The 15,261-nt window shown below is 41.8% G+C and carries 15 protein-coding genes; 11 read left to right on the forward strand and 4 right to left on the reverse strand.

Going from position 1 to position 15,261, the window contains the following annotated elements:
• The first annotated feature begins 837 nt into the window (after positions 1–837).
• From O9316_RS11645 to O9316_RS11655, 3 genes are read left to right on the forward strand one after another with little or no spacing between them, the layout of a single operon-like run.
• Positions 838–1,413, forward strand: a complete 576-nt coding sequence (locus O9316_RS11645; RefSeq protein WP_288041442.1) for a MarC family protein — start codon at positions 838–840, stop codon at positions 1,411–1,413.
• Between the two features lie 42 nt (positions 1,414–1,455).
• Entirely contained in the window at positions 1,456–1,656 is a 201-nt protein-coding gene (locus tag O9316_RS11650; protein ID WP_073361959.1) for a hypothetical protein, read from the forward strand.
• A gap of 1 nt (position 1,657) precedes the next feature.
• Complete coding sequence (locus tag O9316_RS11655) at positions 1,658–2,269, forward strand: FAD-dependent oxidoreductase (protein WP_298204335.1); 612 nt, start codon at positions 1,658–1,660, stop codon at positions 2,267–2,269.
• Here the strand turns inward: O9316_RS11655 and O9316_RS11660 are convergent.
• The 3 genes from O9316_RS11660 to O9316_RS11670 are packed head-to-tail and all read right to left on the reverse strand — an operon-like array spanning position 2,266 to position 4,943.
• The gene (locus O9316_RS11660) at positions 2,266–3,846 is read right to left on the reverse strand and encodes a S41 family peptidase (RefSeq protein ID WP_298204336.1); all 1,581 of its coding nucleotides are present in this window, start codon (positions 3,844–3,846) and stop codon (positions 2,266–2,268) included. The two genes, O9316_RS11655 and O9316_RS11660, sit on opposite strands and share 4 nt — an antisense overlap.
• Before the next feature lie 45 nt (positions 3,847–3,891).
• Complete coding sequence (locus O9316_RS11665) at positions 3,892–4,320, reverse strand: dCMP deaminase family protein (protein ID WP_298204337.1); 429 nt, start codon at positions 4,318–4,320, stop codon at positions 3,892–3,894.
• 29 nt (positions 4,321–4,349) lie between these two features.
• Entirely contained in the window at positions 4,350–4,943 is a 594-nt protein-coding gene (locus O9316_RS11670; protein ID WP_298204338.1) for a HupE/UreJ family protein, read from the reverse strand.
• Between the two features lie 137 nt (positions 4,944–5,080).
• Between O9316_RS11670 and O9316_RS11675 the strand changes: the two genes are divergently transcribed.
• Positions 5,081–5,512 carry a TerB family tellurite resistance protein gene (locus O9316_RS11675; protein ID WP_298204339.1) on the forward strand — a complete coding sequence of 144 codons (432 nt, stop codon included), beginning with the start codon at positions 5,081–5,083 and terminating at the stop codon, positions 5,510–5,512.
• A 49-nt stretch (positions 5,513–5,561) separates the two neighbouring features.
• Here O9316_RS11675 and fbp read toward each other — a convergent pair whose 3' ends face one another.
• Positions 5,562–6,569 carry a class 1 fructose-bisphosphatase gene (gene fbp, locus O9316_RS11680; RefSeq protein ID WP_298204340.1) on the reverse strand — a complete coding sequence of 336 codons (1,008 nt, stop codon included), beginning with the start codon at positions 6,567–6,569 and terminating at the stop codon, positions 5,562–5,564.
• Positions 6,570–6,700: 131 nt separating this feature from the next.
• Between fbp and O9316_RS11685 the strand changes: the two genes are divergently transcribed.
• The 7 genes from O9316_RS11685 (at position 6,701) to O9316_RS11715 (ending at position 15,116) form a co-directional block, all read left to right on the forward strand.
• Positions 6,701–7,561: a M48 family metalloprotease gene (locus O9316_RS11685; RefSeq protein ID WP_298204341.1), complete on the forward strand. Its 861-nt coding sequence runs from the start codon at positions 6,701–6,703 to the stop codon at positions 7,559–7,561.
• Entirely contained in the window at positions 7,561–8,037 is a 477-nt protein-coding gene (locus tag O9316_RS11690) for a GNAT family N-acetyltransferase (RefSeq protein WP_298204342.1), read from the forward strand. The genes O9316_RS11685 and O9316_RS11690 overlap by 1 nt, the downstream gene beginning before the upstream one ends.
• 75 nt (positions 8,038–8,112) lie before the next feature.
• Complete coding sequence (locus O9316_RS11695) at positions 8,113–9,366, forward strand: aspartate kinase (RefSeq protein WP_298204343.1); 1,254 nt, start codon at positions 8,113–8,115, stop codon at positions 9,364–9,366.
• A 69-nt stretch (positions 9,367–9,435) separates the two neighbouring features.
• Positions 9,436–12,840 carry a hypothetical protein gene (locus O9316_RS11700; RefSeq protein ID WP_298204344.1) on the forward strand — a complete coding sequence of 1,135 codons (3,405 nt, stop codon included), beginning with the start codon at positions 9,436–9,438 and terminating at the stop codon, positions 12,838–12,840.
• 28 nt (positions 12,841–12,868) lie between these two features.
• Positions 12,869–13,198, forward strand: a complete 330-nt coding sequence (locus O9316_RS11705) for a hypothetical protein (protein ID WP_298347245.1) — start codon at positions 12,869–12,871, stop codon at positions 13,196–13,198.
• 159 nt (positions 13,199–13,357) lie between these two features.
• Positions 13,358–13,540, forward strand: coding sequence for a hypothetical protein (locus tag O9316_RS11710; protein WP_298204346.1), 183 nt, complete (start codon positions 13,358–13,360; stop codon positions 13,538–13,540).
• Between the two features lies 1 nt (position 13,541).
• Complete coding sequence (locus tag O9316_RS11715; protein WP_298204347.1) at positions 13,542–15,116, forward strand: T9SS type A sorting domain-containing protein; 1,575 nt, start codon at positions 13,542–13,544, stop codon at positions 15,114–15,116.
• Positions 15,117–15,261 lie beyond the last annotated feature (145 nt).

Here is a 15,261-nt window from a genome sequence, read left to right on the forward strand (position 1 = left end):
AACTTCATTATCAAACAAAAAGCCTTCAATAACTTTGTATAATCGGGATTTATCTTCCTGATTTAATTCCGATATTTGGGATAAAATACTGTCTTTCATAAAGCAAATATAATAAATATATTATTTAGACTAAAGCCAAAAAATATAAAAGCCCAAAACTTAAAAGTAATTTCTTTTATTTGTTTGCTGGAGTATTTAACCTAAACCTTTTTATAACTTGGTTAATACTTGTTTTATTAAAAATTATTGAAGTTGACCAAGGAGAAATCCTGAAAATCATTACTTGTAATTTTTTGTTTTCATTGACAATTTTAGTAGACATATTCATACTCAAAAGAGATGAAAAAACTGAATGTAATGCTGAAATCAAAGTTTGAATTAAACCTACTAGTAACAGCCTAAACCGTCACACAACCCCTCTTCAAAAAATAATTTTTGTTAATCGTCATAACTGTTGACTAAAGACTGTTGATTAACGATTGTTGATTAACGATTGACGATTAACGATTGACGATTGTTGATTTTTGATTTTTGAACGGTGACTGAACACCGTAAACTGAACACCGTAAACTGAACACTGCAAACTGAACACTGTAAGACTGTACACTGTAGACTGAACACCGCGCTAAGGGTGGCAGTGAAAAGCCCACAGCGAGGAACGAGCGCGGACTTGCAACGGACGACCTGACCCCGAGGACGAAAAAACGGATAGAAATCGCCCACATCATTCCGAGGGGGAGCGCCCAAAAGTGTCACTATCAGGGGGTTGAAATTTAACGGGAATTTAAATTTTAGCTCTTTTTTTATGCCTTACTTTTGCAAAAAATTTCAACGGGTATGTGGGGCTTAGATTTTAGAGAGGTGGCAACCATTAGTATGGTGCTTTTTGCGGTCATTGATATTGTCGGTACGATTCCGATTATCGTGGATTTACGCCAGAAATTTGGAACTATTGAGTCGGAAAAAGCGTCGTTGGCAGCGGGCATCATCATGATTACCTTTTTGTTTGCCGGGGAAGAGTTTTTGAAATTAATTGGCACGGACGTGTATTCGTTTGCTGTGGCGGGGTCGTTTGTTTTGTTCTTTTTGGCCTTGGAAATGATTTTGGGCATTAAAATTTACAAAGAGGAAGCCCATACCTCGGCCTCGATAGTGCCCTTGGCGTTCCCGTTGATTGCGGGGGCTGGCACGATGACTACCTTACTTTCGCTTCGGTCGCAATTTGCTTCGATTAATATTGTGATTGCCATTTTTTTGAATGTGATTTTGGTGTATGGCGTTTTGAAATCGTCGGCAAAAATTGAAAAGTTTTTAGGTAAAAATGGTTTGGGTGTGATTCGAAAAACCTTTGGGGTGGTGTTGTTGGCGATTGCTGTTAAATTATTTGCCTCTAATGTTAAAGCCCTCTTTTAGTCCCACGAGAAATGATTAAATTTGTCGTCAGAAAGTAAAACAATGAAAATCTTTACCACTTTATTAATCTTTATTGCCATTGCGTTAGTGGTCGTTAATGTGATGATGTTGGATTTTGACCGTCCGTTTGAAGGGAACAGTTTGGTTGCTTTGATCGGAATCGTAGCTTCGTTTTGCGCTATTTTTATTCTTTTGATTTTCAAAATGTCGAAGCGCATCGAAGAGAAAATGAAAAACCAATAACATGTTTGACGTACTCATTATTGGCGGTGGCGTCTCGGGAATGTCGTGTGCCTTACTTTTGGGTTCGGCGCAGCACAAACCTTTTGCTGCGGACAAAAAAATTGGCGTGCTTACCCACCAAAAAGCGTCTTCGTTACAAAATGCAGTCTTCCACAACGCCTATGGGATTGCGGCGGGTACCACAGGAGCTTCGTTGTTGGTGGAGAGTAAAACGCATTTGGCAACCTCCTACCCCCATGTCATTCAACTCGAAAATCTTAAAATCACGGCGATTTCGGGCGATTTAAATCACTTTACACTAACAACCCATACGGGCGAAACCCTAGCGAGCCGTCGTGTAGTTATCGCGATTGGCGCTGGAAATCCGTTTCCCATTGCGGGCTTGGAATCGTATGTCATCCCGCATCAAAAAGCCCATCCCGATAAAAACCGATTGCAATTGCGCAACACCGATCATGTCGTAAAACCCGGATTGTATGTTTGCGGAACCTTAGCCGGCTGGCGGAGTCAGTTAGCTATAGCCGCAGGAAGTGGCGCCTCAGTAGCGACCGATATTTTGACCGAATGGAACAACGGGATTCCGGTGCAAGTGCATGATAGCGTAAACCACTAACGAACACGTGTAACGCCTGCTTTTTTCAACATGGGGTCTTCTTGAAGAATGACTTTATAGTAGGCCGTGTCCCCAAACAACTGCCGTGCAAATTCGGCTTTTATGTACCGGCGCACCAGCGGTTTACTTTTTTCCCAATGCATTTGCAATCCTGACTTTTCCATATACTTTTCAAATTCAGGCAAAACGTCGGCTGTAGTTTCATCGTTTTTTTGAAATTGCTCAAAGGTCCAACCTGCAAATCGATTCCGGTTGTTGTCCAATTGTTCAAACACAAAATGGCCTACAATACCCGTTTTCAGTACATACGCTATATTTTCTTCGCCTACAGCACTTTCAAGAGGAACAAACACGTCGGGTACAATACCTCCGCCTCCATATACGGTTCGCCCTTTTTTAGTTTTAAACTTGAGCGAATCGGCTACACTAACTTTTTGGGGCTGTGTCAGTTCCCCCGATTCATAGCGGTGCTCGTATTCACCGTGATAGGCTTCGGACTCCCCTTTTTTGTAAGGTTTTTGAATCGAACGACCACTGGGTGTAAAATAACGTGCTACGGTTAAACGCACCGCCGAACCGTCGTCAAAATTCATCTCGCGCTGCACCAATCCTTTGCCAAAGGAACGCCGGCCCACAATTTGACCGCGATCATTATCTTGAATGGCCCCGGCAAGAATCTCACTGGCCGAAGCTGAATTTTCATCAATGAGTACCGTTACTTTTCCCGATTCAAACAAGCCTTTTTCGGTAGCATACATTTTTTCAACCGCCCCTTTTTTGTTTTTCGTAAAAACGATTAAATCCTCTTCGGGAAGGAGTTCATCGGCAATAGCAATCGCTGATTCCATGACGCCACCGCCGTTTTCGCGAACATCAATAACAAGCGACCGCATGCCTTTCTTTTTTAACTGTAGCAAGGCTTGATGAAATTCTTCGTCGGTGGTTTCGGCAAAACGTTCGATTTTAATATACCCCGTTTGTCCCTCCAGAAGAAGGGCTGCTTCAACGCTTTTCAGCGGGATGACGTCTCGTATCACTTGGGTGGTAAACGTTTTGCGCGTTTTCTTGCGGTATACCGTTAATTGTATCTTGGACAAGGGTTCGCCTCTCAATATAGTATAGAGCGACTCGGATTTCAATTTTTTTCCAAACAAGGGTTTTTTTCCCGCATACAATATTCGATCGCCGGCTTGGATTCCTGCTTTCGCTGCGGGTCCCCCCGGGATGGGTTTGATCACCGCTATCGAATCATTATAGGTATAAAAATTAATTCCAATACCTACAAAATCGCCACGCATATTGTCGGCCAACAACGTTTGTTCTTGGGGGGTAACATAGACCGAATGCGGATCTAAATTGGCCAAAATACCCGTCACCGTCACATCGACAATGGAATCGGTTTTGACCTCATCTACATATTCGTTTTCTATAAAATTCAGCAACCGATTGAGTTTACTGCGGTACTCTTGCTTTGATGCTTTGGCTGGAATAGGATAATTCAGGAGTCCGCCAATAACGATTCCCAACGCCACACAGGAGAAAAAAAGAATGGGGATGTAGATTTTAGGAATACGCATAGGTTTGACATAGGTATAAATAACGCTAAAAAAGGAGTAATTCGTTTACTCTAGTGCTTCCATTTGAACCACCTCAACGCCTGCCTTAATCAAGAAATCGATGCCCGATGTATCGCGATAGCCTTTTTGGTAGACCACCCTTTTGATCCCCGATTGGTGAATGAGTTTGCTGCATTCGCGGCAAGGGGAAAGCGTAATGTACAAGGTGGCGTTTTCACACGATTGGGTAGAACGCGCCACTTTGGAAATGGCATTGGCTTCTGCATGAAGCACATACCATTTGGTTAGGCCCTCCTCATCTTCGCAACAATTTTCAAACCCTGAGGGCGTGCCATTGTATCCGTCTGAAATAATCATTCGATCGCGTACGATGATGGCTCCTACTTGTTTGCGTTGGCAATACGACAATTTACTCCATTCGGCGGCGATGCGCAAATACGCTTTATCGTATTTGATTAATTTCTCCTTTTTCATGGTTTCTAAAGTACAACTTTTTGGTTGAATTATGGCGCCCAAATGGGATTTTGTGCCAACAAAGGAAGGATAATTCCGAGAACGATGGCCGAAAAAACCAGAATAAATTCTCGTTTGGAAAAACGAAAAAGGGTTAAAAACACAAAAGACAGCAATAACACGACCAAAACAATGATGAGTTGCGCCGCTTCGATCCCTAAAGCAAAAGCAAGCATAGGAAGCATTTTGTCGGGCGCTTCGCCGGGAAGTAAATCTTTGAAATAATTGGAAAATCCTAAGCCATGGATTAATCCAAAAAACAAGGTGATGCCCCCGATAAAGGTGAGATTCTCTTTGGGTTTTGATTTTCCAGCGGTTGCCAAATTGTAAAGCGCCGTTAGTAAAATCGTAATCGGAATAAGAAATTCAATCAAAGTAGGTTGTACCCGGACAACATTCAAGACCGCCAAAAACAAAGATAACGTGTGGCCTAGGGTAAAAAGAGAGACGAACAAAAGGATACGTTTCCAGTCTTTTCCCGTATAAGGAACCGTGAGTACTACCAAAAAAAGGAGGTGGTCGTAGCCGTTTAAGTCGAGTACGTGTTCAAGACCGAATTTAAAAAAAATCCAGAAATCAGTCATAGCATTGCAAACGAAGGTTAATTAGGGTAAACTTACAAAATATTTTTCACAGCGAAAAAACCCAAAAGTAAAAACGGTATTTTTTTGGTCATATTTCAGAAAAAACGGTATTTTTAGGGCATAAAATCAATAGTATTATGTCTATAGCAGATTTATTTGACAGTGAGTTCAAAAGCCGGAATAAAGGGCATTTTTCGGCCATCGTTCGCGTGGCGATTGCCGATGGTGATTTAACCAATGAGGAGCGCAACTTTTTGGATAAATTGGCCGTACAGTTGGAAATTTCCGATGAAGAATATGCCGAAATTTTAGCCAATCCATTAAAATATCCAATCAACCCTCCCTATTCGTATGCGATGCGATTGGAGCGATTGTATGATTTGTCACGGATGGTGTACGCCGATAAAGTATTGGGGCCGAAACAAAAGGAAATCCTTACGCGTTTTGCCTTAGCCTTGGGGTTTACGCCCGGAAACGTTCAGTATATCGTTGATAAAGCGTTGTCCCTTTTAGTACTAAATGCCGATTTGGATACTTTTGTGTATGAAATGCGACACATGTACAAATAATATAAAAGTCCCGCGTGAACGGGACTTTTTTTTGACGTTTAAATACCTATTACAGCGCGTCACGCATAAATTCTTCGGCTTTCGTCACCATATTTTCGCTTCCGCAAAAAAACGGTACCCGTTGGTGTAACTCCGTGGGTTGAATTTCCATAATCCGTTGGTAACCATCGGAGGCTTTTCCGCCGGCTTGCTCAGCAATAAACGCCATCGGATTGCATTCATACAACAGTCTCAATTTCCCATTCGGCGCTTTGAAACTGGTAGGGTAAATATAAATACCGCCCTTGATCATGTTGCGATGCATGTCGGAAACCAAACTCCCGATATAGCGTGAAGTGTACGGACGATCGCCCTCTTCCAACTGGCAATACTTTATATAATTTTTTACCCCTTGTGGAAAATGCACGTAATTCCCTTCGTTAATCGAATAGATGGTTCCGTCTTTCGGGTATTGCATGTTCGGATGCGAAAGGTAAAAAGTACCGATGGCTGGGTTGAGTGTAAATCCATTCACCCCATGTCCCGTAGTGTACACCAGCATCGTTGAAGTGCCATAAATCACATAGCCTGCCGCCACTTGATTGACGCCCGGCTGTAAAAAATCGGCTAAAGTTACAGGCGTCCCCACAGGAGTAACCCGACGAAAAACCGAGAAAATAGTACCCACCGAAACGTTGACATCAATATTGGACGAACCATCCAAAGGGTCCATAAGCACTACATACTTATTATTGTGGCTATTGTCGCTGCCGGCCACCGTGATAAAATCGTCGTTTTCTTCGGAAGCAATACCACATACAATTTCGCGATTGATTAGGGTTTGAATGAAAACTTCATTGGCATACACATCCAACTTCTGTTGGTCCTCACCTTGCACATTGGTATCGCCAGCAGCGCCGACTATATCGACCAAACCCGCTTTGTTTACTTTGTAATTGACAACCTTAGCCGCCAAACGAATAGAGTTGATAATGCGCGATAACTCGCCTGTCGAATACTGAAAATCGGTTTGTTTTTCAATGATAAATTCCCCTAAGGTTTTGTTGCGTTCTTCCATTTACGAAATCGTTGTAGTTGTGCTGCAAATATCCTATTTTTTCGGAATTAATTCGACAATTCCTGCGAAAATAATTCTACGCACAATTCCCGCGACTTCCTCTATCTTTGTGGAACCTAAAAAACCGAAAAATGAAAGCAAAACATTTCTTTACCGTACTCGCTGTAACCGCCACCACATGGGTTTGTTCAGCGCAAATCAACCTTGGCGAACGGGCACTCGGAGCGCTTCAAAAAGGCGTTGCTGGGTTTACGTTTTCCAACGAGCAAGCCGCCGCTTTGGCCAAAGAAGGCGTTCGAAAACTCGATTCGGCCAACGTGGTAGCATGCCCCAATGACGGATACACCTTACGCCTTAATCGCGTCTTTGGCAAACACGCCAATGAGAATGGATTGCAACTCAACTATAAAGTTTATTTAACCAAAGAAGTCAACGCTTTTGCTTGTGCCGATGGCAGTGTCCGTGTGTATTCGGGGTTGATGGACATCATGGACGACAACCAACTATTGGCGGTCATTGGTCATGAAATTGGCCATGTGGTTAATGAAGACTCAAAAGATGCCATGCGTGCCGCTTTGAAAAAAAGTGCGGTGTTGGATGCGCTTGCCTCACAATCGGATAAAATTGGTAAGGTAACCGACGGGGAAGCCGGGCAAATTGCGAGTGTTTTGCTCGATAGTAAACACAGCCGCAGCCAGGAAAATGATGCCGATACGTTTGCCTATGAATTTATGAAAAAGCATGGCTATGATGTTAATGCGGTAGAATCGGCTTTTTTAATTTTAGCGAAACTCAGCGAAGGCGGACAATCGGACTTTATAAGCCGTATGTTGAGCTCGCATCCCGACCCTACTGCCCGAGCGCAAAAAGCCCGTGAACGCGCCATCGCCGACAAACGCTACAAAGCCTACGTACAAAAACCCATTAACAACAAAGCGCCTGTGGTGAAAAAACCAACAACTAAGCGCCCTACCAAAAAAAGGAGAAGGTAATGACTATCCGCCCCGCCCAACCTAACGACATGAAGCAGGTACTCGAACGGATTCGAGAGCTAGCGCTATTTGAAAAAGAACCTGAAGCCGTGGTCATTACTGAGGCCGACCTGATACGCGATGGATTCGCAACACCGCCCCTTTTTCAGTGTTTGGTGGCGGAAGAAAACGATACGTTGCTGGGAATTGCCCTCTTTTATTACAGGTATTCCACTTGGAAAGGGAAAACCATTCATTTGGAAGATTTGATTGTCAAAGCATCCGAACGGGGTCGCGGCATTGGCATGGCGTTATACCGAGAAGTGATTCGTCGTGGCCAAGAAGAAGGGGTGCACCGCATCGAATGGGCCGTATTGGACTGGAATACTCCTGCGATTCGTTTCTACGAAAAATCGGGAGCACGCGTATTACCCGATTGGCGCGTGGTGCAAATGGACGAAAAGGGGATCGCCACCTTTTTGGAAAAAAAGGGATAATTTTTAATCCGTTTAGGCGCCCTGAAAAGAAGAATTGCTTAGTTTTGGATTTCATTTTTTTAAATCCCAATCTTCATGAAATTATTCAAATTTGGTGGGGCCTCTGTAAAAGATGCCGAAGGTGTAAAAAATGTGTTGCATGTACTGCAAACCGTGGGACACGAAGAGGTGGTCATCATCGTTTCGGCGATGGGCAAAACGACCAATGCCTTGGAAGAAGTAATCAAAAACTATTTCGAAAAATCGAAAGCCTTTCATGCCTCGCTGCAGGAAGTTCGAAAATACCATAACCAAATATTATTGGAGTTGTTTGACGATGAAAACCATGAGGTGTTTTATGCCGTCAACAGTCATTTTGCCGATTTAGAATATTTTTTACGCAGCAACAAATCGCCCAATTACAATTTTGTCTACGACCAAGTGGTAAGTTATGGCGAAATTGTTTCCACCACCATTGTCAGTCATTATTTTAATGAAAAAGGACTTGCAAACCAATGGGTGGACGTGCGCAATTTGATTAAAACCGACGCTACCTACCGCGATGCTTTGGTCGATTGGGAACAAACACAAAAGCGCATCTCCAAACAAATCAAGAAAAAAGGGCTCTACATCACCCAAGGGTTTCTAGGTTCGGATGAAAACAATTTTACCACCACCCTAGGTCGTGAAGGTTCGGATTATACGGCGGCGATTTTTGCCTATTGTATAGGTGCTGAAAGTGTAACCATTTGGAAAGACGTCCCTGGAGTTTTAAATGCCGACCCACGGTACTTTGAAAACGCCACCCTTTTACATCAAATTTCCTACCGAGAAGCCATTGAGCTTGCATTTTATGGGGCTTCCGTCATTCACCCTAAAACTTTACAACCCTTGCAACGCAAAGAAATTCCGTTGTATGTCAAATCGTTTGTCAATCCACTTTTACCTGGAACTAGCGTGTCAAAAGGCGCTGATCTCGAACCCAAAACGGCATGTTTTATCGTGAAAAAAAATCAGTTGCTCATTTCGTTAGCAGCCATCGATTTCTCCTTTATTATGGAGGAAAACATCAGCGAAATTTTTGCGCTTTTGCATCAATATAAAATTAAAGTCAGTTTAATTCAAAATACCGCCATCAGTTTTACCGTTTGCGTGGAAGATAAATTTGGTCATTTTGAAAAATTGAAATCGGTGCTTTCTAAGAAATTCAAAGTGGCTTACAACGAAAATGTTTCATTATACACCATCCGCCATTTTACTCCCGAAGCAGCGACTATGGTTGAAAAAGGAAAAACCGTTTTGGTGCGACAAACCTCACGCGAAACCCTACAATTGGTTACCAAAGAATAATTCCTGATTTTTAGCGTTCCATAATCACCAAGGAAATACTACTTTTGAAGGACACGAGTGATTACGGGTATGCGGATATTTTGGGTATGGGTACTACTTTTCGGTTGTTTTTGGGGCTTGTCAGCACAAGAAGTGGGGGTGCCTTTCAAAAGCAAAAAGATTGCCTTTTCCCGCGACACCCTCACGTTACACCCCGTGAGTATTTTAAAAACAGCCTTTCAACTGACCGATGCCCGTGGGAATCCCATTGATAGTAAGAGTTATACCGTAGATTATGCCCGGGCAAAACTCTGGTTTGCTCCCCAATTTCAATCCAAAGACTCCCTCGTAGTTCGGTTTCAAACGTATCCCGAATTTCTTACCCAATCGTATGCCCAATATGATAGCAAACGGGTGGTGCCTAATGAAGCGGGGATTTTGGTCACCGTAAAAAAAGACCCCATTAGCACCTTTAAACCTTTTGATGGACTGACCACTACGGGAAGTATCAGCCGCGGGATTACCATTGGAAACAACCAAAATGCTACGGTAAATTCGAACTTGGACCTACAAATCAGCGGAAAAATTTCGGATAAAGTGAGTTTGCGCGCCTCAATTCAAGACAGCAACATTCCGCTGCAAGATGGCGGATACTCGCAACGACTGGATGAATTTGATCAAATTTTCGTCGAACTTTTTTCCGACAAATGGAGCATTCGGGCTGGGGATTTATTTCTCGAAAATCGGCATTCCAAATTTTTGAATTTCAATAAAAAAGTACAAGGCATCAACACCCGTTTTACGTTGGGTGGCCCCAAAAACAAAACCGAACTCTTTGCCTCAGGAGCCGTCGTTCGCGGTCAATATGCTCGAAGTAGTTTCACAGGGCAAGAAGGCAATCAAGGGCCGTATAAATTGCGCGGAAACAACGGCGAATTGTTTGTGTTGGTCATTTCAGGATCGGAACGCGTTTTTGTCAACGGGATTCTATTGACCCGGGGTGAAAATAACGATTATATCATCGATTACAACGCGGGTGAAGTGCGTTTTACCTCACTTTTTCCCATTACTTCTGAGATGCGAATTGTTATTGAATACCAATATGCCGAACGAAGCTATACGCGTTTTGTTACCTATGGCGGCGTACATCATCAAAACGAAAATTGGAATATCGCGGGGTATGTGTATTCTGAAAATGATGTGAAAAATCAACCGTTGCAACAAAGTTTAACGGGCGAACAAGTAACCGTTTTGCAAAACGCTGGGGACAACCTCAACTTAATGGCAGCGCCCTCGGCCTTTGAGGACACTTTTTCTGAGAATAAAATTTTATACAAAAAAGTACTCGTCGGTACCACAGAAATCTTCGAATTTTCAAACAATCCCTCCGATACTTTATTTAATGTCACCTTTACGTTGGTAGGAGCCAATCAAGGAAATTATATTTTGGCCAACAACAATGCGGTGGGTAAAATTTACCAATATGTAGCACCAATTGGCGGTGTTCCTCAAGGGAATTTCGAACCCATCACGCGATTGATTGCGCCCGTGAAATTGCAAATTGCAACGGTATTAGGAGGATATAAACCCAATGAAAAAACAGCGTTGGACTTTGAAGTGGGCGTGAGCAACAACGATTTGAACCTCTTCTCGGCCTTGGATGATGGGAACAATCAGGGTGTGGCGGCGAAATTTAATGGAAAACAGCGTTTGTACACGGGCGCCTTTTCGATCAATGCTTTGGCCAATGTGCAATTGATTCAGCAGGACTTTCGTACGGTCGAGCGTTTGTTCAATATTGAATTTAATCGGGATTGGAATTTGAATACCGCCGTGACGGGAACCCAACTCTTGGCGGGAACGGGCTTGGAATTTGAATTTAAAACCAAAGGTGCTTTCGCGTATCAATTTGAGCGCCTAGATTTGGGAATCGTTTTCGCCGGAAATCGACACAGCATCAAAGGACAGTTTCGCGATACCAAATGGTGGATCGTGCAACAAGCTAGTGCGCTGGAAAGTCAAGGAACGCTTACCCACAGTCGTTTCACCCGCAATCGTTCGGTGGTGAAGCGGCATTGGGGCAAAAATTGGGTCGGTGGCGAGCAACAATGGGAGGATAATGAAGAAAAAGACGCAACCACAGGGAACTTGAGTGCCTTGAGTCAGCGGTTTCGTGAAGTAGGCCTTTGGGTGGGACGCGGCGATACGACCAAAGTCTTTGTTGAAATGGGTTGGTACCACCGAAAAAACGATAGTTTGCAAAATGGAGCCGTACGACGGGTGAATACTTCCAACCGATTTTTTCTAAAAACACGGTTGTTGCAAACCGCCAAATCCAATTTACTTTTGTTTGCCAACTACCGCCGATTGACCTACAACGATGCGTCACGACCAGACGAACCCTCGTTAAACTCGCGATTGGTCTACAACGATCGGTATTGGGGTCAGTTGGTACAAGTGACAACCGCGGTTGAAACGGCCTCAGGTACGTTGCCACAACAAGAGTTTACGTATTTGGAGGTAAATGCTGGGCAGGGTGTATATATGTGGAACGATTATAATGGAAACGGCATTCAGGAATTACAGGAGTTTGAAGTCGCCCCATTTCCTGATTTAGCCAAATACGTTCGGGTATTTTTGCCCAATCAAATTTTTGTAAAAACACATCAAAACAAATTTTCACAATCCCTTATTCTCAATCCAGCGGCATGGATAAATGGCAAAGGATTCAAAAAGTGGCTGTCCCATTTTTACAACCAAACCGCCTTCACCATTGATCAAAAAACACAACGGGTAGGCGAACGTTTTCATCTAAATCCTTTTGATCCCGGTTCAGAAAACTTGTTGGGGCTCAATGAATCGTTTCGCAACAGTTTGTTTTTTAATCGGGGACGCCAGTTGCATTCCATGACCTATACCTATTTACTAACCAAAGTGCGCACCCTACTCTCGGTGGGATCACAAGAAAATCAGCTGCGTTCCCATCAATTGCAATACGCCCATTTGTGGCGCAAAACATGGTTGTTCAATTTTGAATCGTCGTGGAGTTCAAGCACTGGCATTTCAGACAACTTTGCCGCTCGAAATTTTGAATTGGAAGCTACCCAATGGTTGCCCAAAGTATCGTATTTGTTTTCGGCCAATACGAGTGTGAGTCTTTTCTATGAACAAAAGTCCAAAAAGAATATACTTACCGACGGCGAGCAACTCCACCAACAACGGTTTGGCGCTTCCATCAATTACATTGGGTCGAAACAGTTTACGCTAACGGGAGAATATTCGTACTACCAAAATGACTTTTCGGGCAATACGAACAGTCCAGTTGCTTTCCAAATGTTGGAAGGATTACAACCGGGACGCAATGGGACTTGGCGTATTTTGCTACAGAAAAATTTGACAAAATATTTAGACCTCAACCTCAACTACCTCGGCCGACAGTCGGAAAACACCAAGACGATACATACCGGGAGTGTACAATTGCGCGCTTTTTTCTAAAAAGTATCACTTATAGAGCTTAATTTTTGTGCTTTTAAGAGTCAAATTTAAATCCAAACCCTATGAAAAAACTCATTCTGCTCTGTGTGGCATTCTTGTGTTTGCAAGTTGGAGCGCAAGAGGCAAAGCCGCAGGAAAAAACAAAGCCACTAGCAACAAAGCCAAAAAACTGACCGCAGCCGAAGAGAAAGAAAATATAAAAGAATCGACCCTATCGAAAGCCGCTGAAAAAAAGGTAAAAGACAAAGTCACGGGCACCTACAAAGGACGAAAAGTATATACGGGGCCGCGCGGTGGAAAATATTACATCAATAAAAATGGGAATAAAACCTATATTGATGGCGCGCGCGAAGAATAAAAGCTGTTCCCCAAAAAATCAAAAACCGTTTATGTTGAGAAGCGGTTTTTTTTGTAATTAAAAATTTAAGGTTGTCGAAATTATTTATTTCTTATTTTTAGTTTTTAAAAACACTTTGTTTCCTTTTTCATCAGGTTATAAAATCTAAAAAAAAAGTTTATGTCCGATCAAGACGTTATCACTGATTATCTTGGAAGTTACATATTTACCGTTGAAGAATGGGATTCCTTAAAAGTACAAGACCCCAATCTCTATGATTTTCTTCAAAAGAATAAATATCATATCATAAAAAAAGTTACCGATAAAGGAACTATTTATCAAGTAACTATATATAAACAATAACATGAAACTGCCACAATTTTTAGTGCTATTTCCATACTTTATTTTTTCACAACCACTGCAAATTGAATGGCAGAATAGAATTGGTGGTTTTGAAATTAATTTGAATAGTGTCGCTCAACATACAATTGATGGGGGTTATATAATTGGAGGGTCTTCAAATTCAAACTTATCAGGAGATAAAACTGAAAATTCCAGAGGTCTTTTTGATTATTGGATTGTCAAAACAAACAATTCAGGGATAATAGAATGGGATAAAACTATAGGAGGTAGCGCCCCAAATGGCTGGGAACAAGATATTTTGACAGATCTAAAACAGACACTAGATGGTGGATACATCATATGTGGAATATCTGATTCCCCTATTTCAGGTGATAAAAATGAAAATTCTATTGGAAATGTTGATTTTTGGGTTATAAAATTAAACTCTTTTGGTGTGATTGAATGGCAAAATACTATTGGTGGTATGAATGCGGATGAACCTTATTCTATTTTACAAACTATTGATGGAGGTTTTCTAGTATCAGGACAATCACAATCAAACATTTCAGGTGATAAATCGGAAAATTCAAGGGGTTTGAAAGACTATTGGGTCGTCAAGCTAAATCAACTTGGTCAAATTGAATGGGATAAAACAATAGGGGGCAATGGAAACGATGTAATCAGTGAGACTCTTCAGTTAGAAAATGGAAATTTTATTTTGTTAGGATTTTCTAATTCTAATATTTCTGGTGACAAAACTGAAAATTCAAAAGGATCAAATGATTACTGGATAATTGAAATTAATTCGCTCGGAGAAATAATTTGGCAAAAAACCATAGGCGGGGATGGTTCTGACATTTCAACATCCTTAATTAAAACAACAAACAACACGCTCTTACTTGGCGGACATTCCTCCTCATCAATTTCAGGCGACAAGACAGAAAGTTGTAGAGGTTTTTCCGATTATTGGATTGTAGAGTTAAGCTCTTCAGGAGATATTCTTTGGCAAAAAACAATAGGTGGAAATCAAGAAGACATATTATTGGCAATAACTGAAAGCAATGATAACAATTACTTGTTATCGGGCAATTCAAGATCAGGCGTTTCAGGAGATAAAACTGATCCGTTATACGGAATAGCAGGTGTAGATTCTTGGATTGTAAAAATTAATCCTCTTGGTGACATTTTATTTCAAAAAACTATTGGAAGTTCTGGAGATGATGGATTCAATTCAATTTTACAAGAAAATGATGGCGGAATTTTTCTTTCAGGAGGGACAAACTCTCCATCAACAAATGATTTAAATGAATTACCTATTGGGATAAATGACTACTGGATTCTTCGGCTTACAGAGTCGTTGGACATCCCCTCGTATCCCGACAAAGCAATTTTTTCAATAGCTCCTAATCCAACCAATTCCAATGTTTCCTTGCAATGGCAACCCGATGGTAATCCTATCACTCTAGGTTTGTATTCTCCATTGGGCCAACTCCTTTCCCAACAAACCGATCAGTCGGGATTCGTTACGGTTGAACTCCCAGAGGCAATTGGCTTTTATTTTTTAAAAATAAATAGTCATCCCTTAAAAAACAAATAACTGCCTGATTGTTATTTTATTACAATAAAATTTAGCTAGAAATAGATGATAATTATTGCCAAAAATGGTATATTTGAGTATAAAATAGTGGCAATATGTTAGGCAAAATAAAACCCGATTTACAACAAAATTTATTCAAAACTAG

This window comes from Flavobacterium sp., assembly GCF_027533505.1.
In the GTDB taxonomy this organism is placed as follows: Bacteria; Bacteroidota; Bacteroidia; order Flavobacteriales; family Flavobacteriaceae; genus Flavobacterium.